Genomic DNA, 20,814 nt, shown 5'->3' with positions numbered 1-20,814 from the left:
GAGTCCGGTCGAGACCATTGCGGCGATGCTGGCCGAACACGGACCGTTGCCCGAGCACGACGTTGCGCGTCGGTTACGGGACGCCGGCGTGTCCGACGTGGAGCCCGTCCTGACTGCGCTCAGGATTGAAATTCATTGTCCGGCACGGCAATTGGTGGACGATCGATGGATATGGCTACCGACGCTACTGGCCGGACGAGTCTTCACCCACCGGGTGAGCGCGGACGAGGTGGCGCGCGACATGCTTACCGTGTCCCCCGACCTGGACCCGATCACCGCGCTCTGCGAGTTCGAACAGTACGCCCAACTCTGTGACGGTTCGCCCGTCAGGCTCGCGGTTGTCGGTTACGACGACGAGCTGATCGAGCAGCGTGGTATCCCGGAAGAGCTGCTGCTTTCCGGCTCGGCGTTGTTGCTGGCGCCGGGCACGATGCAGCGGGTGGGTGCCGCCGAGGGGAACCTGATCGGGCTGCGGCTGTCCTCTCAGGGCCTGGACGTCGAGCTGATCGGTACGCCTACCCGCGCCGCCGAGGCCGCATTGGGTTCCCGGCTGGCACAGCTGCTCGAAGCTGACGAGCCGACGTTCCTTCCCGCGGCGGTCTGGACAGCATGCGTCGAGGATCGGGCGGTGTTCACCGAACCGATGTCGCCACTGCAGGAGATGCTGGACCACTTCGGTCTGGCGCACGACGGCGACTGGTTGGCGCGTGGCGGATTCGACTTCCCCGCTTGGCGATTCGAGTGTAGGTGCGAACTGCTGGCCGAGCGCCACCACTTGGAACCCGACGATGCCGTTGGGCTCGGCACGCTGATCGCGATGTACGAGCACATCTCCGGATTGTTCGACACCAGTGAGCATGAAGGGTCTCCGCAGGACCTTTCGGCCGTGGTGACTGATGATGCCGAGTCGCCCGTCGAACTGGCCGGCGAGTTCGGCGCCGTCCTGTCCGATCCACTGCTGGCCGAGCTGTTGGTGGCCGAAACCGTCGACGTCGATCCCACCGGGGCGGCTGCGCTGGGCCTGTTGGCTGAAATGCTGGAACCGACGGTGCCGCACGCCGCCCGAGCGGCGGTGCGCTGGCTGCGCGCCGTCGCACTGCAGCGCGTCGGCGAAGTAGACGCCGCCGAACGCGAGTTGCTGGCCACCGAGGCGCTGGATACCGACTGCCCATTGGCGTTGTTCGATCTGGCCCGCATCGCCTCCGACCGCGGTGACGCCGAGCGCGGGTTGGCGCTGCTGCGTCGCGCGGGCGCCGATCCCGACCATCCGCTGGTAGAGCTGCTGGAACAGCACCGTGCCCAGCCGCGCTCGGATGTGGGACGCAACGACGCATGCTGGTGCGGGTCGGGCCGCAAGTACAAGAAATGCCATCTCGACCGCGAAACCCTGCCGCTGGCTGCGCGAGCAACGTGGTTGTACGGCAAGGCAATTCAGCATGTGGCGATGGCCGGTTGGAACGACCTGCTGATCGAGTCCGCTTACGCACGCTGCCAATATGACGACGATGACGGCGATGCAGCGGCGGCGGCAATGTCAGATCCGTTGGTGATGGACGCGGTGCTGTTCGAGGGCGGCGCCTTCGCCGAGTTCCTTCGAATGCGTGGGTCACTGCTACCCGACGACGAGCGAGCGCTGGCCGAGCGGTGGCTGCTGATCGACCGATCGTTGTTCGAGATCGAGGCGGTGCGCGCCGGCCAGGGCTTTACCGTGCGCGATGTGCGCACCGGCGACACCCACGACGTCAGTGAGCGAACGGCCGGTCGAGGGCTTGAGCCCGGTCAGTTGATCTGCGCCCGCGTGGTGCCTGCAGCCGATGACACGGTGATTTTCGGCGGTGTCGAACCGGTTGCGCCGCATGAGCGTGACTCGTTGATCGACCTGCTGGACAACCGCCCCGACGCGCCGGAACTGGTCGCCGCGCTCAGTTGCCGGTTCGCCGAGATCCCGCTCTGCCCCGGGAGCGCACTCTGACGTCTGCGCGGTTCTGCCGGTGACGCGATACGGAAGAATCAAGACAACGTGATCGAGTACGACGGCCCCGCACCGACATCGCGACGACGCCACATTGTGCGACTCGTCGTCTTCGCCGGCTTTCTGCTCGGCATGTTTTACCTGATAGGAGTCGCGCGAGTCGTTGACGTGGACGCGGTGCGCCGCGCCGTTGCGGCGACGGGCCCGCTGGCGCCGTTGGCCTATGTCGGCGCCTCCGCCGTACTCGGTGCGATATTCGTACCCGGGTCGATGCTGGCCGCCGGCAGCGGATTGCTCTTCGGTCCAGTGGTGGGCCTGTTCGTGACGCTGGGTTCCTCCGTCGGCACCGCGGTCGTCGCCAGCCGCATCGGTCATCGCGCCGGCCGGGAGAGCGCCAGGGCTTTACTGGGGCCGAAACGCTCTGAGCGCATCGACGCGCTGATCGATCGGAGCGGCTTGTGGGCGGTCGTGGCTCAAAGGTTCGTTCCCGGCGTGTCCGACGCACTCGCCAGCTACACCTTCGGTGCGTTTGGAGTTCCGTTGTGGCAGATCATCGTTGGCTCCTTCATCGGCTCGCTGCCCCGGGCATTCGTCTACACCACGCTGGGTGCGACGGTCAGCGACGGTTCCTCGCCCCTGACCTATGTGGCGATCGCGGTGTGGTGCGTGACCGCCGTCGTCGGCGTATTCGCCGCCCGGCGCGGGTACCGGCATTGGCGTGAGCACGGCCACTGACCTACCGTCGCAAGCCGAACCACACTGCGGTTGTGGACGCGCATTTTCGCGGTCGCGTTCGGTTCGTGACGCAGTCCGCTCCGCCGCCAGTCGGCAGCAGGTGCGGTCCGGGCCCGATCAGCTCGGCGGGCACCTAGCTGCGCACCGCCGAGACAAACTGGGTGCGCGGCGAAGTGTCCTCCACTCCCTCGGGGACTCCGCGCCCGTAACTGGCCATCAAGTCCGGGGACGGCGTCACGACGGCCTCCCAGCCGTGCCGGCGCAACCATTCGCCGACGTCTTCGCGTTCCTCGAAATACCACAGCTCATCGGTACGGGGCAGCTCGCGCTGTGGATCCACCTTGGTCATCAACCCGCGGAGCCGATCCATGCGTTCACGTCGCCGCGCGCGGATCTCCTCGTCCATCCAGTCCGGACTGGGCGCCTCGACGGCGATGTGGCTGCCGGCCGCGGCCAAACTGTGGATCCGCTCGAACAACAACTCGTGCGCGGCGGCGGGCAGGTACGGCAGCAACCCCTCCACCGACCAGGCACTCGGCATCGACGGATCAAATCCGGCCTGCTGCAGCGCTGCCGGCCAATCGTGGCGGAGGTCCACCGCGACGGCGACCCGGTTACCGGTCAGCTCGGCGCCATGATCGGCCAGTGTCGAGGCTTTGAACTCCAACACTTTGGCCTGGTCCAGTTCATACACCGTCGTTCCGTCGGGCCACGGCAGCCGCCAGGCCCGCGAATCCAGCCCGGACGCCAGGATCACGGCCTGACTGGCCCCGGCCCGGGTGGCGTCGAGGAAGAACCCGTCGAAAAACGCCGTCCGGGACGCCATGTAGTTGACCATCAACTGCATCTGCTGAGGCAGGTTGGGCTCGGCTTGCAGAATCTCGTCGGGCAGGTCGGTCGTGGCGAACCAGTTCCATATCCCGTCGCCGACGGCATCGAGGAAGACCCGCGCGAACGGATCGCTGATCAGTGGGTTTTCGCTCTCGGTTTCGGCGGCACGCCCCGCGGCCACCCCTAACGCCGTGGCCCCGACACTCTCGGTGATCTCCCAGGTGTCGTCATCGGTCCGCGTCACGCTCGGTCCTCCTCTGCGTCCTCCTGTGAGTCCTGGTGTGCACGGCACACCACCCTCGCGAGACTACGTGACCAGGATTAGCGGCGTCGGCACGTTAAGTTGTCGTAGAACAGCCGAGGGAGACACCCGAAAAGGATCCCGAAGGACCACAACCGTGCATATGCGAGTCGACGGGCGCGACATCACCGTGACCGGCAGCTTGCTGCAACCAATCACCCGGCGCACCAACGACCTCATCCGACTGGGGCTCGCCGCGGCCGCCCTGGTGGCAGTGGTGACCAGTTCGTTGGTCACCCGCCGAAGCTGGGTCGAATTGGAAAAGTCGATCTCTCAGATCGTCGGGGTGCTCACTCCCGGTCAAGCCGATCTGGTGTATCTGGTGTACGGCATCGCGATTCTGGCCTTGCCGTTTGTGATTCTGATCGGTCTGATCCTCTCCCGGCAGTGGAAGCTGCTCGGCGCATACGGCACTGCGGCGCTGATGGCGATGGTGCCGTTGTCGATCAGCAGCAACCGCATCGCCGCACCGCGCTGGCACTTCGACCTGTCGGACAGACTGACCACGTTGCCGGCGCAGTTCCTGGATGACCCGCGCTGGATCGCAATGCTCGCTGCGGTGCTGACGGTGTCCGGGCCGTGGTTGCCGGCGCGATGGCGGCGCTGGTGGTGGGCCCTGCTGCTGGCTTTCGTACCAATCCATTTGGTGATCAGCGCCATCGTGCCCGCGCGCGCAGTGGTCGGGTTGGCCGTCGGTTGGTTGGTCGGCGCATTCGTGGTACTGGTGGTCGGCACCCCGGCACTCGAAGTCCCGTTGGACGGCGCCGTGCGTGCGATGGCCAAACGCGGGTTTCTGGTCACCCGGCTGGTGGTGGTCCGGCCCGGCGGACCCGGGCCACTGATGCTCTCGGCCGAATCCACCGATCCCGAGTCCCGAGCGGCGGTCGAGTTGTACGGCCCGCATCAGCGTAGCGGCGGGGCGCTCCGTCAGCTGTGGTGGAAATTGCGATTGCGGGGCTCCGAAACCGCACCTCTGCATACCTCGATGCGCCGCGCGGTCGAACACCGTGCCCTGATGGCCATCGCCATCGGCGACACGGGGGTCGCCAACACTTCCACAATCGCACTCGGCGTGCTGGACCGCGGCTGGACACTGTATGCGCACGAACCGGTTCAGGGTGCGCCGCTCGGCGAATGCGCAAGCGACACACCGGTCGCCCGGGTCTGGGAGTCGCTGCGAGTCCTCAATGACCACCAGATCTCGCACGGCGATCTGCGCTGTAACGAGATCACCGTCGCCGACGGCCAGGTGCGGTTCGGTGGTTTCGGCGCCGCGGAATACGGTGCCACCGATGCCCAGCTGCAATCCGACATGGCCCAACTGCTGGTCACGACGTCCGCGCTGTACGACCCGCAGTCCGCCGTCGAAGCCGCAATTGAAGTGTTCGGCAAGGACACCATCCTGACCGCGGGCCGCCGCCTCACCAAATCCGCTGTGCCGAAACGAATCCGACGGTCGGTGCCGAACGCGAAGGGCATCATCGCGGCGGCCCGGGCAGAAGTGAAGCGCCAAACGGGCGCCGAAGAGATCGAGTCCGCGACCATCACCCGGTTCAGCCGTGGTCAGTTCATTCAGCTGGTGCTGATTGGTGCACTGGTCTATGTCGCGTATCCGTTCATCAGCACGGTACCCACGTTCTTCTCCGAACTGCGGACCGCGAATTGGTCTTGGGCACTGTTAGGTCTGGCGGTCTCGGCACTGACCTACGTCGGTGCCGCCGCAGCCCTGTGGGCTTGTGCCGACGGGTTGGTGAGCTTCTGGAAGTTGTCGATCATGCAGGTGGCCAACACGTTTGCCGCGACGACCACCCCGGCCGGGGTCGGCGGCCTGGCGCTGAGCACCCGGTTCTTGCAGAAGGGCGGACTGAACGCGTTACGCGCGACCGCGGCGGTGGCGCTGCAGCAGTCAGTTCAGGTGATCGTCCATGTCGCGCTGCTCATCTTCTTCAGTGCCGTCGCGGGAACCTCAACCGACCTTTCCCATTTCGTCCCGAATGCCACGGTGCTATACCTGATCGCCGGGGTGGCACTGGGCGTCGTCGGAACCTTTTTGTTGGTGCCCAATCTGCGGCGGTGGCTGGCCACCGAACTGCGCCCCAAGCTCAAGGAAGTCAGCGGCGACCTGGTGGAGCTGGCTCGCGAACCCAAGCGTCTCGCTCTGATCGTATTAGGCAGTGCCGGAACGACTTTGGGCGCAGCGTTGGCGCTATGGGCCAGCGTCGAAGCGTTCGGCGGGGGCACCACATTCGTCACCGTCACCGTGGTCACCATGGTGGGCGGGACGCTCGCGTCGGCAGCGCCGACCCCTGGCGGTGTCGGCGCCGTGGAGGCGGCGTTGATAGGTGGCCTCGCCGCCTTCGGTGTGCCCGCGGCCATCGGCGTGCCCTCGGTGTTGCTGTATCGGGTACTGACGTGTTGGCTGCCGGTCTTCGTAGGCTGGCCCGTGATGCGCTGGCTCACCAAGAACGACATGGTCTGACCGCGCCGCCGAACTTGTGTGGCGCGAATCACTGAGAGTTCGGCTAATCTCAGTCCCGGTGTCGCTGGTACTGGAACCGGGGGCCCGAATTTCGGGAGATGCGATAAGTGAAAGACTTCACCGCAATACTGGCGACCGTGGCGGTCAGCCTGACCCTCGCCGGCTGCCACACCGAGACCAAGACCGAGACGAAGACGTCGACGTCTACCAGCACATCGACGTCCACCGTCACCTCGTCGGCGCCGACTAGCAGCGCTACACCGGGCGCACAAGCCAACAAGACCATCGCCGACTACATCGTCGAGAACCACATCACCGAGACCCCGGTCCATCCGGGCGATCCCGGGTCCCCAACCATCAACCTTCCGACACCAAACGGGTGGCAACCACTTCCGCCGGGTGGCGCACCCTACTGGGGCCTCGCCTACGGCCAACCCGCCGACGCCGCCGACCCGCCCACACTGGCGGCCCTGGTGTCCAAGCTCACCGGCAACGTCGACCCGAACAAGATCCTCGAGTACGCCCCAGGCGAGTTGAAGAACCTGCCCGGATTCGAGGCGGGCAGCGGCAACGGCAAAGAATCCACGCTTGGCGTGCCACCGGGACAGAGTTTCAAGGCATGGCAGTTCGGTGGTTCGTACACCAAGAACGGAAAGCGGCGGACCGTTGCGCAGAAAACGGTGGTCATCCCGGGTGCGGATGGGGTGTATGTGCTGCAGATCAACGCCGACGCGCTGGAAGACGAGATGGGTCCGCTGATGGACGCAACGAACGTCATTGACGAGCAGACCACCATCACACCCTGAGTGGCTCGAGACCGATAGCGCCGCAGAACGGGCCCGCTCGGCAGCAGTTTCGGGCTTTGCGGGCGCTCAAGACTGCATTTGGTCTTACGGTGTTGGGATGACAGAACAGTCGTATCCGGTAGACATCGGGCATCCACCGTCGGCATTGCTCCGAGCCGTGAACCCGGTGTTGAAAGCCCTGTTGGGAACTCCGCTCGCCGGTCCACTGGGCAAGCAACTCATGGTGCTGAACTTCACCGGCCGGAAGTCGGGAAAACAATTCTCGATTCCGGTGAGCGCACACGTGATCGACAACAACCTCTACGCGTTGGCTGGGGCCGCCTGGAAGTACAACTTCAAGGGTGGTGCGCCGGCGCAAGTGCGCTACGGCGGGAAGACCACCGCGATGCGCGGCGAACTTCTCCCCGACGGTCCGGCCGTGCACGACCTCTACCATCGCTGCGCGCAGTCCTACGGGCCCAAACGCGCCCAGCGCATGATGGGACTCAAATTCCGTGACGACCGCATCCCGACGCTGCAGGAATTCGGCGAAGCGATCGACCGGCTCAAGCTGGCGGCGATCAAGTTCACCCCCTCGGCTTAGCGGTCGAAACTCGTTGCACACAAAGTTTTTCGACGGTCACCGCCGGCGGACGGTGCTTGCCTGTCTGCTGTGCGCGGTGCTGGCCGCGGCCCAGTTGGCCGGCTGCTCCCATCGACCACCGGACCGGACTTTCTATACCGGTGCGCCCTGTCCGCAACCGAATTTCCCCGGCGTACCGCAGGCGGATCTGGGCCCCAGCTACACGTGCGGATATCTCACGGTGCCCGAGAATCGCGAAGATCCGAAAAGCCGCACCGTCCGGATTCTCATCGCAAGGGTCAAGGCCGCGAGCAGCACCCCCAAACCCGACCCCATCGTGTTCCTGGCCGGTGGCCCCGGCGGCGCCGGAACCTTGAACGCACCCGGGATGGTGGCGGCCGGGATGAATGCCGAACGCGACGTCATTTTCGTCAACCAACGCGGAACGTTACACAGCGACCCGCACCTGAGCTGTCCGGAGATGGACGAATTCAGCACGCGCGCACTGCAATTGGATTTCCAAACGCCGGCGGCGGCGGATCTGGACGCAGCCGCCGTCGCGGAATGCCGTAAGCGGCTGTCACCGTCCGGAGTGGCTTTGCCGGCATATACCACCAGGGAGAACGCCGCCGATATCGCCGACCTGCGGAACGCGTTGGATATCGCCGAATGGAACGTTTACGGCGTCTCCTACGGCACCGATCTGGCCCAGCAACTCCTGCGCGACCACCCCGACGGCATCCGATCGATGGTGTTGGACTCGGTGGTCCCGCCGCATCTCAACCTCGTCGACAACTGGTGGCAGGCGCCCGCGAGCGGTCTTGCCGCGATCTTTCAGGCGTGCGCCGACCAGCCGCGGTGCGCTGGTGCCTACCCCGAGCTGCCGACGGCATTCCTGGACACGGTGAACAAGCTGAGTCAGACCCCACTCGAAGTCACCACATCGACTCCGACCGGCGAATCGACCCGGGTCACGATCGACGGTTCCAAGGTGGTGCCACTGGTACTCGAGTGGAGCGCCAACCCGGCCAAGGTGGTCGACATTCCGCGGATGATCTTCGCGCTGTCCCGTGGTGACGGCGCGCTGGCCGGCGCCGGCATTGCCGCGAGCGCCCCGTCGGGCCCGGAGCGTGGGCTGCTGGGCGCCGGACTGGCGCTGGGCACCTACTGCCAGGAGATGGCGGACTGGACTACACCGGAGCAGGCCCTGTCTCAGGCACGGCTGGCGATGCCCGGCCTACCCGATTCGGTACTGCGGATCACTCCGACCGGCAGCTGGATATTTCGGGAATGCCAAGCCTGGGGGCTGGGCCGTTCGGACACCGCGGACACCCTGCCAGTCCTGAGCAAGGTGCCCACCTTGATCCTGTCCGGTGCATTCGACTCCAGCACCGCACCGAAGTGGGCGCGGGAGATCACGCCGGGCCTCGCGAACTCGCTGGCATTACGCTTCCCCGGGGTCGGCCACGGTGTGCTACCGACTTCCACTTGCGGCCGGAAGATCGTGGCGGCGTTCCTCGACACTCCCCGCACCGATGTCGACCAGTCTTGCCTCACGTCCACCACCATGCCAACGTTCAGCCTGCCCGACGGATGACTCTCGTCTTCCCCGCATCGCTGACGACGCGCTATGAGCGCGCACGCACCTGGACGGTTGGTTCGGACCCGGGATTGTTGCGGCTTCGGTTGGCCGTCCGCACCACCTTCGCGCTGGGTTGCTCGCTGTTGGTGATGTCCGCACTGACGAGTTGGGCCCGGCAACCGCTGACTGTGGCGTTGCTGGGCGCGGTGATCACGATGATTGCGGCGCGGTCTGTCAACGAGCCAGACCCGCGTCAGCAGCGGATCACCATGGCACTGCTACCGATGCCCGCCGCCTTGGCCAGCACCGCCGCCGCGGTCCTCACCCCCTACCGACTGGCCAGCGACATCGTCTTCGTGGTCGTGGTGTTCATCGCCGTTTACCTCCGCCGCTTCGGGCCGCGCGGGCGCGCACTGGGCATGGTCGCCTTCATGGCCTACTTCTTCACGCTGTTCCTCCATACCGGCCTGCACGAGTTGGCATGGATGATCGTCGCCATCCTGGTGGGCACGCTGTGCACGTTCGTGGTGACCGCGTACGTACTGCCGGATCGCCCAGAACGCGTGCTGCGAGCCACCATTCGTTCGTTACGGGCGCGGATGGCCATCGTCGTCGACACCACGGCGGAGGTGCTGCGGGCGGGCCGCCTCGACCGGCGTCGCCGGCGACGGCTCCATACGCGGATCTCCCGACTCAATGAAACCGCCCTGATGGTGCAGGACCAGATCGAAGACAAGGCAAACCCGGCGGCGCTCTGGCTGGGCGACGAGGGGGAACAGCTGACGCCCTGGCTGTTCGACGCCGAACTTGCGGTGGAATGGGTGGCGATCGCCGGGCAGCGCGCAGCACTGGTGGTCGCCCAGGTACCCACCGGGACGCGTCTCGCCCTGGTGGGGGCGCTCAGCGAATTGGCTTGGGCCATCCGTCTTCCCGATTCGGCGGGGCTTGGCAGCGCGGCGCGTCAAGCGCAAGATGTCGCCGATGCGCAGCCGTCGCCTACCGGTTCGGACGAGCCGGGCGTGGCGGCTGTCCGTCGGCTGGCATTGGCGATAATCGCCGCTGCGACAGCAACTGCGGAAGTGCGGGACCTGATCGAGCGCGCCGCGATCGGCGAAACGCCGGTCAAGGAACCCGACGGCGACGGCGCCCCCGAAGAAGAAGAACGCCGCCGAGGGCTGCTGCCGACCACCCGCCAAGCCATCCAAGCCTCCGTGGCGGCGTCGCTGGCTATTGTCACCGGCGACTTGGTGTCGCCGGCCCGCTGGTATTGGGCGGTGATCGCAGCGTTCGTAGTGTTCGCCGGCACCAACACCTGGGGTGACACCCTGACCAAGGGCTGGCAGCGTCTGCTGGGCACGGTTGTGGGCGTACCGTGCGGCATCCTGGTCGCGACGTTGGTCGCGGGCGACCGCACGGTGTCGCTGATAATCATCTTTGCCTGCCTGTTCTGCGCGTTCTACTTCATGCAGGTCACCCAAAGCCTGATGGCCTTTTGGATCACCACGATGCTGGCGTTGCTGTACGGGTTGCTCGGTCAGTTCAGTCTCGACGTCCTGGTGTTGCGGATCGAGGAAACGGCGATCGGCGCCGTCGTCGGGGTGGTCGTAGCGATCTTGGTGTTGCCCACCAACATTGGGGAGACGCTGCGCAACGACACGCGTGAGTTCCTGACGGCATTGTCAGAGTTGATCGACACATCCATTGCGACGGGGTTCGACGACGGACGGCCGGACACTCCGACCGATCAAGCGCGGCAGCTGGACCGAACGTTGCAACAGATCCGGACCACCGCCAAGCCGCTGTTGGCGGGCGTCGGCGGGCTGGCCGGACGGCGTGATGTCCAGCGCCGGCTGCGGCTGTTCAGTGCCTGCGACCGTTACGCCCGAATCCTGGCGCGCCGCAGCGAGCAGTACCGGGACCCGGATTGCCCGGAAGAACTCGCGGATGCCGTGAACGCTGCAGCGGCGCAGATCCGGCGGAATATCGATGCACTGATTGCCACGCTCGACGGTGCGGACGAGACTTTTGTCGCCTCCGCGGCCGACGCCCTCGACGCCGCTGAGTCCTTGGCGCCCGCCCCGGGCAGCTACCCGTCGCTGTTATACCCCTTGCGTCAGATCGACCGGGCCATTGTCGCGTCGGCAACCCACCTCGATGCCGATGCCGTGATCAGGGGGCCGGCCACGCGATCCTGAGCAGATCGCCAGGAGTTCTCGCGAAACTCTTGCGTTCCCGCACCCCCGCGTCACTACCATCTTTTATGGCCGCCCCGAATCTTCCCCAGGGCTTCGACTTCACCGATCCCGACATCTATGCCCACCGGATCCCGGCACGGGAGTTCGCCGAATTACGCGCGACAGCCCCGATCTGGTGGAACGAGCAGCCGCCCGGTCACGGTGGGTTCGGCGACGGCGGCTACTGGGTGGTGAGCAAGCACCGAGACGTTCGCGAGGTCTCGCTGCGCAGCGACGTCTTCTCCTCGGCCGAGAAGTCCGTCGTGCCGCGCTACCCGGAAGAAATGGCGCAAGCCCAGATCGAGCTCGGCCGGACCTCGATGATCATGATGGACGACCCCGAACACAGCCGCCTGCGCAAGATCGTCGCGCGAGGGTTCACGCCCCGCGCGGTGGAGCGACTGCGGGCCGATCTCACCGAGCGGGCGCGACAGATCGCCGTGCAGGCGGCGGCGGAGGGGTCCGGCGACTTCGTCCGGCAGGTGGCTTGCGAGCTACCGCTGCAGGCCATCGCCGGCCTGCTCGGGGTGCCGCTGGAAGATCGCGAGAAGTTGTTCGACTGGTCCAACCAGATGATCGGCAGCGACGATCCGGAGTTCGCCGACCACGATTCGCTGACTTCGGCAGCCGAGATGATGTGGTATGCCATGCAATTGGCGGAGCGCAAGGCCAGAGATCCCGGCCCCGACATCGTTTCGACGTTGATCCAACCGGACGCGGACGGTCACCGGCTTTCCGAGGCTGAGTTCGGCATGTTTGTGGTGACCCTGGCCATCGCGGGCAACGAGACGACCCGCAACTCGATCACCCACGGGATGATGGCCTTCACCGACTACCCCGACCAGTGGGAGCTGTTCAAATCGCAGCGACCCGGCACCGCCGCCGACGAGATCATCCGGTGGGCCACCCCGATCACGGCCTTTCAGCGGACCGCGCTTTCGGACACCGAACTAGGTGGCGTGCAGATCAGGAAGGGCCAGCGGTTGGTGATGTTCTACCGTTCGGCCAATTTCGACGAAGAGGTCTTCGACGACCCGAACACGTTCAACATCCTGCGTAGTCCCAATCCGCATGTCGGATTCGGTGGCACCGGTGCGCATTACTGCATCGGCGCCAACCTGGCCCGCATGACAGTTGATCTGATGTTCAACGCGATCGCCGACACCATGCCCGACCTGACGGCGATCGGCGAGCCCGAGCGGCTGCGGTCGCCATTCATCACCGGCATCAAGCACTGGCAGGTGAAGTACGGCAGCAGTTGCCCTGTCGCGCACTGACTTTCTCGGTCCACCGCCGGTGAGCGTGCCGAGAATGCCAGCGCTCGCAGCGTGTCGGTGTACATGTGCGCACCTTCGCGGGGCTGGATCTTAATCGGTAACCGGCCGGTACTCCCGCCCACGACCAGCACGCAGCCACAGCACGCCATCGCCCGCAGTCGCGCCCGCCTGGATGAGTTCGCGTTTGAGGATTTTGTTGGTCGCCGTTCGCGGCAGCGCCGCAGTGACTCGTACGTATCGCGGCCACGCCTTCGGGGACAGGTCGGGCTGGGCGGCCAGGAAATCACCGAACTGACTGGGCGTCAACGTCTCTCCGCTGTTCAGCACCACGGCAGCCATCACCTGGTCGCCGATGCTCTGGTCGGGGACGGCGTACACGGCAACGTGATTGATTGCCGGCAGGCGTTGCAGGATTCGCTCGATGGGACCCGCAGCGAGATTCTCACCGTCCACCCGCATCCAGTCCGCGGTGCGCCCTGCCAGATAGATCCAACCGTCGGCGTCGCGGTAGGCCAAGTCTCCCGACCAGTACATGCCGCCACGCATCCGCTCGCCCGTGGCCGCGGGATCGTTGTAGTAGCCGGTGAAACCGCCGGGACCGTGGATGTTGACCAGTTCACCGACAGCTTCATCGAAATTCTCCAAAGCACCGTGGTGGTCGAAAACCGCTGGCACACATTCCGTTCCGGTGTCCGGATGATACACACTGACACCGGGGTAACCTCTGCCGATCGAACCCGGTGGCGTGCCGTCCTCGCGCATCACCACCACGGCGAACTCGCTGGACCCGAAACTATCCACCACCCGGCAGCCGAAACGCCTGGCGAATTCCGAGATATCGCGCTCGGTAGCTTCGTTGCCGAAGGCCGCACGCAGTGGATTGTCGGCATCGTCAGGTTGTTCGGGAGTGCCCAGCACGAGTGCCAGTGGCTTGCCCACGTAGTTCATGTACGTCACGCCGTAGCGACGGATGTCGGACAGGAACCGCGAGGGCGAGAATTTGGCCGGCACCATTGTCGCGCCGGCCGAGATCGCCACCGACCATCCGGCTGCCACCCCGTTGGAGTGGAACAGCGGCATTGCCAGATAACAGACATCCGTGGCAGTCAGCGCGAATCGCTCGACCAGACTCGCACCGCACAGCACCCCCATCGCGTGGGCGAAGCGCACCGCCTTCGGATCACCACTGGTGCCCGAAGTGAAGATCATCGTCACCGGGTCCGCGCCGGTGACCTCTCGCGCCACCAGCGGAGGGGCCGACGCCACCGCATCGCGGTATTCGTCCTCGTCGACGTTGAGAACCGGGACACCGGCCAAGTCGAGTCCTTCGAGCAGGACCGCGTGCTCGGTGTCGACGAGCACCAATTGGCAATCAGCCGTGTGGATGTCGGCAACCAGCCCGGCGCCGCGGCGCGTGGTGTTGATGCCACACAGCACGTACCCGCCCAGCGCGGCGGCGGCCAGGGACCTCAGCATCGCCGGTGAATTTCCCAACAGTGCACCGACGTGCAACGGACGCCGGGCGTCAACGAGCGCCAGCAGTGCCGCCGCCTCCGCCGAGGCCTCATCGAGGTGTTCGCGCCATGTCCAGGCCCGGTCACCGTACCGGACCGCGACGGCAGCATCGTCCACGCGGGAACGCAGCAGCTGCTGAACCGTCTCAAACATCGGCTGGCCGATACCGCAGCAGCGTCATGTCGCCGACATCGCAGAACACCGGCGCCACCCGCATGCCGATGCGGATGTCATCTGGCTCGACGTCCACAAGTTCGGTGCTGACACGCGGACCCACGTCCCATTCGACGACGGCGAGCAGCTGCGGCAGGTGCTCCGACCATGGCGGCCCAGTCGGGCGCCGCGCGACGGTATAGGTGTACAACTTTCCGGCACCGTCGATTTCACGCCACTCCAGATCGTCGGCCAAGGTTCCCGGAGTCAACGTGCGCGGATAGAAGACGTATTTCTGGGCGGACGGCGAGTACTGAATCAGGATTCGGTGTTGGCGCAATGCGTCCCAAAAGGGCCGGGACACCGGCGTCGGCTCTGGCATCGGCACCGGCCTCGGCTCTGGCATCGGCTCTGGCACGTCAGTCACCCCCAAACACCAGAGCCACCTGCTCGCTCATGATGCCACCGGTGCCGGTCACGAATGCCGTGTTGCAGTCAGGCACTTGGGCGTCGCCTGCGCGGCCCATAACCTGACGCGCGGCGTCGACGACGTGGTGCATCCCGCCGGCCATCCCGGCCTGACCGTAGGACAGTTGCCCGCCGGCGGTGTTGAGCGGGAAATCCCCGCGAAAGGTCAAGTCGTGCTTGGTCAACCACGTCATTCCCGCGCCCTTCGGGCAGAACCCGGCATCTTCCAACGTCATCAGCACGGTAATCGTGTAGCAATCATAGATCGATGCAACGTCGATATCGGATCGGTCCAGACCCGACATGGCGAAAGCCTTGTCAGCCGCGCGGGCAATCGGCGTGCGCAGCAGATCGTCGGCATAGGTCGGCGTCTTGAACCGGATGTGCTCACCAGAACCCTTGATCCAGACCGGCCGGTGACGTCCGTGTCCGGCTACGTCTGCGTTCGCGATAAGCACGCCGGCGCCGCCTTGGACCCGCATCACGGTTTCCAGCATGTGGATCGGATCGGCGATCACCGGACTGTTCAGCACGTCGTCCACGGTGATCGGCTTACCGTGGAACACCGCCCCGGGGTGAGCGCACGCGTTGGATCGTTGCTGCACCGCGATGGCGGCCAAAGCAGCAGCGTTGTAACCGTATTCAGCCGCGTACCGCTGGGCGATCTGTGCATAGGGCGCGTTCTGGCCAACGTTTCCGTACGGGATCTCGAACTCGGCCTGCGGTGAACCGTAATTATTGCTCGACGCCCCGTACCAGCCCAACGTGCGCGCGGGTCGCTGCTGGGAACGCGGGATTTCCAGCGACCCCGGCACCACGGCCAGCACCGCGTCGCAGATCCCGAGTTCTACCGCCGCAGCGGCCCGCCACACCATGCCCGCGGCGGTGGCCCCGCCCAGGTCCACCCGGTCACCGAAATCGAGCGGGATGCCCAGATATTCCGACAACGTCGCCGGGGCGAACATGTCCGACTCCGCGATGCCGTGGCAGGACAAGCCGTTCACCACAGCCGGATTCACACCGGCATCCTCGATCACCAGTTTGGCGAGCAGTGCGTATTGATCCAGGGTGAACGACGGCGGCCGGCTCTGCCGCCGTTCGGCCGGCAGTTCCGCGATACCGATGATGGCGGCCTCGCCACCCAGGCCGGTCATGTCGTACGCCGCCGCGGCAAAGCGACGGTGGCGGTGCCCGGCATCAGCACGTCCGCATCGCGGCGGCAGAAGATGTCCAGGTCGACCAGATCCGCCGACCGTTTGCCGGTGACGACGCCACCGAATGTGAGCTCCTGGCCCGGGTACGCGATTGCCCGGCTCTGCACCGAGAACCGCACCAATCGGCCTGCACCGCCGATCCAATCGGTGAGGGTCCGCGACAACAGGGCGGCCTGCAGCGGACCTTGCACGAGCACGTCGTCATAGCCTTCCACGTCGCGCGCCCAGTCTTTGTCGTAATGGATCCGATGCCCGTTGTAGGTTGCGGCGCTGAAGAAGAACATCTGCGTCTCGGTGACGGTGGCCGCCAAAGTCGGTAGCAGGTAGCCGGTTTCGATGTCCTCGAAATAGACCTGCGCGGTCATGCCGGCCTGGCAATCATCGACATGGTCGCTTCGGCGACGAGTTGGCTCTCCTGGTTGCGGTATCGGGTGCGCCAGGTCACCAAGACGAACCGTCCCGATCTGCCCTCCTTTTCGACCATCGACTCGACGGTGCGCACCATCTCGATCTGGTCCCGGTGGTAGGCGGGGAGGTGGAATTCGGTGCTTTCACCACCGGCCATGCGCCGCGGTGCCCGCGGAAACGCGAGGCCCCCGGTTACCGCGCCGGACGATCCGTCGGGGCGCAGGTCACCCAACGCACTGACGCCGAGGATGGCGTACTGCAGAAAGAGCGGCGGGCAGATGATGTCGCGATATCCGTGCGCGCGGGCGTAATCGGCGTCGAACCACAGCGGGTTTCGGTCATCGACCGCAGCGGCCCAGCGCTGCCAGTCCCGCTTGTTGACCTCGCCGGTCGCGGTGGCGACGACGGTGCCGATCCGAGCCGCGGATTCGGCATCTATCAGGCTCTCGGTACTCACTGTCCCCTGTTCCAATCCATCTCTGCGTCAAGCCATCCAGCGGCAACATCGGCGCCGCCACCCAACGTCGCGAGCACCCGGGCGCGTTCGGAGAACAGGTGCAAATCAGTCTCCAGCACATAGCCCATGCCGCCGTGCAATTGATGGGCATCGAGCGTGATCTGTTTGACCTTCGCAGCGTGCATCCGCGCGATCGCGGTCTCCCGGGTGGCAGTGTCGCCGCGGCCAATCCAGAACACGGCTGAGTGCGCGGCCAGTCGGGCAGCCGACAGCGCGATGTGCATCTGCGCCACCAGATGCTGGGCAGCCTGAAAGGACGCGATTGGCCTGCCGAATTGTTCGCGCAGCCTGGTGTATTCGACGGTGCGTTGCACTACCGCCTCGCCCACCCCCACCAGGTCAAGACAGAGCAGCGCGGTTGCCGCATTGGCCACGCGGCGGAGGTCCTGCTCGGTCACACTTCGAAAGACGCGGCGGGGATCGTCGACCAGAACGCCGTCGAAGGTGACTGCGCCAGCGCGGTGCCCACCCATCATGGTCAACGGTGCAACCTCGACATCGGCGACGTCGGCGACGTCGACAACGAAAACTGTTATGCCGTAATCGGTTTCCGCGCTGACGACGATCAGGTCCACCGAATCGGCGTCGGCGACGAAGTCGGTGACTCCGGACAGGCTCCAGCCCCCGCGTGGATCGGCGGCGGCGCGGACGGTCGGCGCGAGCACGCCCGCATCACGCGGATTCCACAGCGCCGTGGAGGCCCGAAGCGTTCCAGAGGTTAAGCCGGGCAACCAGAGCGCACGCGAGGACGGACCGGCCAACACATCGATGGCCAGGGCCGCAAACAGCGTGCTGTGCACGGTCAGCGGACACAGCGCCCGGCCGGCCTCCAGGCAGAACACACCAAGATCGGTCCACCCGCCGCCGGAGCCGCCGAACTCTTCGGGAATGCCCAACCCGAGCACACCGGATTCGCCAAGCGCCGTCCACAGCGCCTTGTCGTCGCCGGCGTGCGTGCTGAGCAGACTCCGGCACATGGCGGCCAGATCACGTTCGTCCTGATCGGCGAGCAGTCGCATGATCACCGCCCGTAAGACGGCATGCCGTAACCACGCTGGGCGATCACATCCCGCAATACCTCGTTGGTCCCGCCCCCGAAACGCATCAACGGTGACACCCGATACAGGCGCTCGAAGAAACCACCGAGCGGCGCCTGCGCGCCGCGATGCGCCAACAGGCCATCCGGTCCCAGCAGATCGATCGCCAAATCCGCGATACGCTGGCGCAATTCGCTGGTGAATATCTTCTCGGCACTGACCTCGACCGAGGGGATACGCCCACTGTCCAGGATCGACGCCGCCTCGTATCCCATCAGCTTCGCGACCTCGACGTCGGCCTCGGCTTGGGCGAGCCGACGTCGGAAGGCGGGGTTGTACGCCGGCACCGAACCGTCCCGGCGTGGCTGGACCGCCAGCGCCAGCAGGTCGTCGAGTGCGCGGCGGAGATCGCCCGCGTTGGTCAGCGCGCCACGCTCGAGGTCGAGGGCCCCGGTGATGTACGTCCACCCTCGGTTGGCCTCGCCGATCAGATTGCCGAGCGGTACCCGCACCTCATGGAAGAACGTCTCGTTGGTGCGATAACCCGACCACGCGTACAGCGGGCGAATCTCGATGCCGGCGGAGTCGACGGGCACCATGATCACCGAGATTCCGCGATGGCGCGGCACTGCCGGATCGGTGCGCACACAAAGCCACTCATGGGTGCAGCGCTGGGCACCGCTGTTCCACAGCTTGGATCCGGTGATCACCCACTCGTCGCCGTCACGCACCGCCCGGGTGCGCAGGCTGGCCAGGTCCGTGCCGGCGTTCGGCTCCGAATAGCCTACCGCGCAGACGATCTCGCCTCTGGCGATAGGTGGCAGAAATTCTTTCTTGTTCTGTTCGGTGCCGTGGCGCATGATCATCGGCGCTACCGAGGTGACTGTCAGGTCCGGACCGGGCACGCCCCAATATTCGAACTCACTCATCAGCAGGTGCTGGTGCATGGCGGTCAGTCCGAGGCCTCCGTACTCGCGAGGCCAATTCAGCCCGAACCAGCCGCGCTCGCCGAGCTTGCGCCGGAACGCAGTCAGATGGCCGCCCTGGAATTCAAGGTCATGCTCGGCCATCTCTGCGCGCAGAGCTGCCGTGACGTTTTCGCGAAGGAACCGGCGCACTTCGGCCAGCCAGGCCCGTTGCTCATCGTCGAGCGCGAAGTCCACAACGCGACAGTAGTCCTAGGTCGTCGGTTGTGTGGCCGGGCACGCCCTTAGCCAATCGAGACCATCTGGTCGATTGAGTCTCTCGGCAGTTCACCGTCGACGATCGCGGTTACCTCGAGATAGTCCAGCCTGATCGCACCCCGGTGATTGGTCAGGAAAGCAGTGTCGGCCGCATCGCGACCGGTTGCGATACGTACCAGTGACTGCCTCGGTGCCAACAAGGTACCGTCGACGGCCCGCCAGCCGCCCTCGACAAACGCCTCGGCCACGGCATGAAAATCCATGGGAAACAGGCCCGGTGCGTAGACAGATACGACCCGGGCAGGGACGAAGACGGCCCGCAGCAACGCAACCACCAGGTGTGCGAAGTCGCGGCAGACGCCCGCGCCGGAAAGCAAGGTCTCCGCGGCGCCGTCGATAGGATCACTAGAGCCCGGCACGTAGTTGAGGCGGGTGCCCACCCAGAGGGATACCCGTTCCAGCAGTGCCGCCGAGTCCAAGTAGTTACCGAATTCAGTTGCCGCGAAGCCATATAGCTTGTCGGCCTCGGCGTAGCGGCTAGGACGCAGATACATCGAGAGGTCATCTTCAGCGACCGGCGCCGGGTCAGCCTGGCCGACGATCGTCGCCTCGTAGCGCACTGACAGCTTGCCCGCCGCTGCGTCCAACAGATGTATCCGGTTCCCATGCATACCGCTGATCTCTCGTGACTGCACGGGATTTCCATCGAATTCGAACGACAAGCGTTCTGCTACTTGAGCCTTCGGATGTGGCGCGACGGCAATCTGGAATTCCAACCGCGTCGGTTCGATGATTTCAACTTCCAGCGCTGCCCCGACTTCACGCCTCATATCACTCCGCCGCGGCGGCACCCGCAAAGTCGTTGGTGTCGGCTGCCCCCGCGCGCAGTCGTGAATCGCACAATTCGCTCTCAACGCGCGCAGCACGCACGATGTGGTCGCCGGCCCGAAACATCTGGCTGCTGAGTTCGGACGGCATGATGGGAAGGTCGGCGGCCTGGCGCAACAGCATGACTGCCAAAGTGCTGGAAGTTCTGCATGGCACCACGAGAAGATTCGCCGAAGCCTCACTCCCCTTGACCATCATCAGCCGTTGCCGATTGACGAGATTGCCGGGCAATGCCGGTTTGGCGCCGCAGAGTACGTCGAGGTCCGGCGAAGCCTGCAAGGACGACCAGTTGACGCTGATTGCGACGATTTCGCCCAACCGGGGCGATATGACTTCGATCAACTCAGGAAGTTCCCGCGCAATCGAAGCTGAGTGTGGCCACCACGCCCCGTCGATCGCCCCTCCGAGAACATGTGCCAGGGTGACCCGGACCGGGCTGGCCAGACGTCGCTCGCGCACCTCGCGGGTCATCAGGCCGACACAGATTTCCGCTGCGGCACTGTGCGATCCATATACGATCCTTCTTCGGGTTGACCCGGCACGCTCTGGTGAGGATCGACAACTGAAACCGAACGCACGATCATTTGAGTTGTGAATATCGGGTACTGATCGGTGTCGGCTAATGACACGTTCACCGCCTATGGTACACGG

At 65.4% G+C, this 20,814-nt stretch carries 17 protein-coding genes and 2 pseudogenes; 9 read left to right on the top strand and 10 right to left on the bottom strand.

The window, feature by feature from the left end; all coding sequences use genetic code 11:
* Positions 1 to 25 precede the first annotated feature (25 nt).
* The 3 genes and pseudogenes from A5636_RS27890 to A5636_RS14950 form a co-directional block, all read left to right on the top strand.
* Positions 26 to 821: pseudogene (locus tag A5636_RS27890) on the top strand (hypothetical protein); the annotation flags it as partial.
* 86 nt (positions 822 to 907) lie between these two features.
* A pseudogene (locus A5636_RS27885) lies at positions 908 to 1,939 on the top strand (SEC-C metal-binding domain-containing protein); the annotation flags it as partial.
* Between the two features lie 81 nt (positions 1,940 to 2,020).
* Positions 2,021 to 2,707 carry a TVP38/TMEM64 family protein gene (locus A5636_RS14950; protein WP_065159419.1) on the top strand — a complete coding sequence of 229 codons (687 nt, stop codon included), beginning with the start codon at positions 2,021 to 2,023 and terminating at the stop codon, positions 2,705 to 2,707.
* A 133-nt stretch (positions 2,708 to 2,840) separates the two neighbouring features.
* On the opposite strand, the gene A5636_RS14945 is transcribed toward A5636_RS14950, so the two are convergent.
* Positions 2,841 to 3,782, bottom strand: a complete 942-nt coding sequence (locus tag A5636_RS14945; RefSeq protein ID WP_065159418.1) for a class I SAM-dependent methyltransferase — start codon at positions 3,780 to 3,782, stop codon at positions 2,841 to 2,843.
* Between the two features lie 160 nt (positions 3,783 to 3,942).
* Between A5636_RS14945 and A5636_RS14940 the strand changes: the two genes are divergently transcribed.
* The 6 genes from A5636_RS14940 (at position 3,943) to A5636_RS14915 (ending at position 12,779) form a co-directional block, all read left to right on the top strand.
* Positions 3,943 to 6,318 carry a lysylphosphatidylglycerol synthase transmembrane domain-containing protein gene (locus A5636_RS14940; protein ID WP_065159417.1) on the top strand — a complete coding sequence of 792 codons (2,376 nt, stop codon included), beginning with the start codon at positions 3,943 to 3,945 and terminating at the stop codon, positions 6,316 to 6,318.
* 107 nt (positions 6,319 to 6,425) lie between these two features.
* Positions 6,426 to 7,124: an LpqN/LpqT family lipoprotein gene (locus A5636_RS14935; protein ID WP_065159416.1), complete on the top strand. Its 699-nt coding sequence runs from the start codon at positions 6,426 to 6,428 to the stop codon at positions 7,122 to 7,124.
* A 97-nt stretch (positions 7,125 to 7,221) separates the two neighbouring features.
* The gene (locus tag A5636_RS14930; RefSeq protein WP_065159415.1) at positions 7,222 to 7,707 is read left to right on the top strand and encodes a hypothetical protein; all 486 of its coding nucleotides are present in this window, start codon (positions 7,222 to 7,224) and stop codon (positions 7,705 to 7,707) included.
* A gap of 13 nt (positions 7,708 to 7,720) precedes the next feature.
* Complete coding sequence (locus tag A5636_RS14925) at positions 7,721 to 9,283, top strand: alpha/beta fold hydrolase (RefSeq protein ID WP_253900599.1); 1,563 nt, start codon at positions 7,721 to 7,723, stop codon at positions 9,281 to 9,283.
* On the top strand, positions 9,280 to 11,463 hold the full coding sequence (locus A5636_RS14920; RefSeq protein ID WP_065159413.1) for an FUSC family protein: 2,184 nt from the start codon (positions 9,280 to 9,282) through the stop codon (positions 11,461 to 11,463). The genes A5636_RS14925 and A5636_RS14920 overlap by 4 nt, the downstream gene beginning before the upstream one ends.
* A 65-nt stretch (positions 11,464 to 11,528) precedes the next feature.
* Positions 11,529 to 12,779, top strand: a complete 1,251-nt coding sequence (locus A5636_RS14915) for a cytochrome P450 (RefSeq protein WP_065159412.1) — start codon at positions 11,529 to 11,531, stop codon at positions 12,777 to 12,779.
* Between the two features lie 90 nt (positions 12,780 to 12,869).
* Here the strand turns inward: A5636_RS14915 and fadD1 are convergent, their stop codons facing one another.
* The 9 genes from fadD1 to A5636_RS14870 are packed head-to-tail and all read right to left on the bottom strand — an operon-like array spanning position 12,870 to position 20,634.
* Positions 12,870 to 14,447 carry a fatty-acid--CoA ligase FadD1 gene (gene fadD1 / locus A5636_RS14910; protein ID WP_065159411.1) on the bottom strand — a complete coding sequence of 526 codons (1,578 nt, stop codon included), beginning with the start codon at positions 14,445 to 14,447 and terminating at the stop codon, positions 12,870 to 12,872.
* Positions 14,440 to 14,853 carry a Zn-ribbon domain-containing OB-fold protein gene (locus A5636_RS14905; protein ID WP_065159410.1) on the bottom strand — a complete coding sequence of 138 codons (414 nt, stop codon included), beginning with the start codon at positions 14,851 to 14,853 and terminating at the stop codon, positions 14,440 to 14,442. The genes fadD1 and A5636_RS14905 overlap by 8 nt, the downstream gene beginning before the upstream one ends.
* Positions 14,854 to 14,866: 13 nt before the next feature.
* Positions 14,867 to 16,069: a thiolase family protein gene (locus A5636_RS14900; protein ID WP_065159409.1), complete on the bottom strand. Its 1,203-nt coding sequence runs from the start codon at positions 16,067 to 16,069 to the stop codon at positions 14,867 to 14,869.
* Positions 16,066 to 16,494: a MaoC/PaaZ C-terminal domain-containing protein gene (locus tag A5636_RS14895; RefSeq protein WP_065159408.1), complete on the bottom strand. Its 429-nt coding sequence runs from the start codon at positions 16,492 to 16,494 to the stop codon at positions 16,066 to 16,068. Before A5636_RS14895 ends, A5636_RS14900 begins: the two co-directional genes overlap by 4 nt.
* On the bottom strand, positions 16,491 to 16,994 hold the full coding sequence (locus A5636_RS14890) for a MaoC family dehydratase (RefSeq protein ID WP_065159407.1): 504 nt from the start codon (positions 16,992 to 16,994) through the stop codon (positions 16,491 to 16,493). Before A5636_RS14890 ends, A5636_RS14895 begins: the two co-directional genes overlap by 4 nt.
* Complete coding sequence (locus tag A5636_RS14885) at positions 16,991 to 18,073, bottom strand: acyl-CoA dehydrogenase family protein (protein ID WP_065159472.1); 1,083 nt, start codon at positions 18,071 to 18,073, stop codon at positions 16,991 to 16,993. Before A5636_RS14885 ends, A5636_RS14890 begins: the two co-directional genes overlap by 4 nt.
* A 2-nt stretch (positions 18,074 to 18,075) precedes the next feature.
* Positions 18,076 to 19,254 (bottom strand): acyl-CoA dehydrogenase family protein, encoded by a 1,179-nt coding sequence (locus A5636_RS14880; RefSeq protein ID WP_065159406.1) that lies wholly within the window; start codon positions 19,252 to 19,254, stop codon positions 18,076 to 18,078.
* Positions 19,255 to 19,301: 47 nt separating this feature from the next.
* Positions 19,302 to 20,105: a transglutaminase-like domain-containing protein gene (locus tag A5636_RS14875; protein ID WP_065159405.1), complete on the bottom strand. Its 804-nt coding sequence runs from the start codon at positions 20,103 to 20,105 to the stop codon at positions 19,302 to 19,304.
* A 1-nt stretch (position 20,106) separates the two neighbouring features.
* A complete protein-coding gene (locus tag A5636_RS14870; protein WP_253900598.1) occupies positions 20,107 to 20,634 on the bottom strand; it encodes a DUF5994 family protein in 528 nt (175 codons plus the stop codon).
* Positions 20,635 to 20,814 lie beyond the last annotated feature (180 nt).

Source organism: Mycobacterium asiaticum, assembly GCF_001673315.1.
Lineage (GTDB): Bacteria > Actinomycetota > Actinomycetes > Mycobacteriales > Mycobacteriaceae > Mycobacterium > Mycobacterium asiaticum_B.
This window is presented reverse-complemented; position numbering and strand designations above follow the sequence as displayed.

Bases quoted from the DNA above. Each gene is read 5' to 3' on its own strand.
- A5636_RS14940 (WP_065159417.1), top strand. From the start codon at position 3,943: ATGCGAGTCGACGGGCGCGACATCACCGTGACCGGCAGCTTGCTGCAA.
- A5636_RS14930 (WP_065159415.1), top strand. From the start codon at position 7,222: ATGACAGAACAGTCGTATCCGGTAGACATCGGGCATCCACCGTCGGCA.
- A5636_RS14920 (WP_065159413.1), top strand. From the start codon at position 9,280: ATGACTCTCGTCTTCCCCGCATCGCTGACGACGCGCTATGAGCGCGCA.
- A5636_RS14915 (WP_065159412.1), top strand. From the start codon at position 11,529: ATGGCCGCCCCGAATCTTCCCCAGGGCTTCGACTTCACCGATCCCGAC.
- fadD1 (WP_065159411.1), bottom strand. From the start codon at position 14,447: ATGTTTGAGACGGTTCAGCAGCTGCTGCGTTCCCGCGTGGACGATGCT.
- A5636_RS14905 (WP_065159410.1), bottom strand. From the start codon at position 14,853: ATGCCAGAGCCGAGGCCGGTGCCGATGCCAGAGCCGACGCCGGTGTCC.
- A5636_RS14900 (WP_065159409.1), bottom strand. From the start codon at position 16,069: ATGACCGGCCTGGGTGGCGAGGCCGCCATCATCGGTATCGCGGAACTG.
- A5636_RS14895 (WP_065159408.1), bottom strand. From the start codon at position 16,494: ATGACCGCGCAGGTCTATTTCGAGGACATCGAAACCGGCTACCTGCTA.
- A5636_RS14885 (WP_065159472.1), bottom strand. From the start codon at position 18,073: ATGCGACTGCTCGCCGATCAGGACGAACGTGATCTGGCCGCCATGTGC.
- A5636_RS14875 (WP_065159405.1), bottom strand. From the start codon at position 20,105: ATGAGGCGTGAAGTCGGGGCAGCGCTGGAAGTTGAAATCATCGAACCG.
- A5636_RS14870 (WP_253900598.1), bottom strand. From the start codon at position 20,634: ATGACCCGCGAGGTGCGCGAGCGACGTCTGGCCAGCCCGGTCCGGGTC.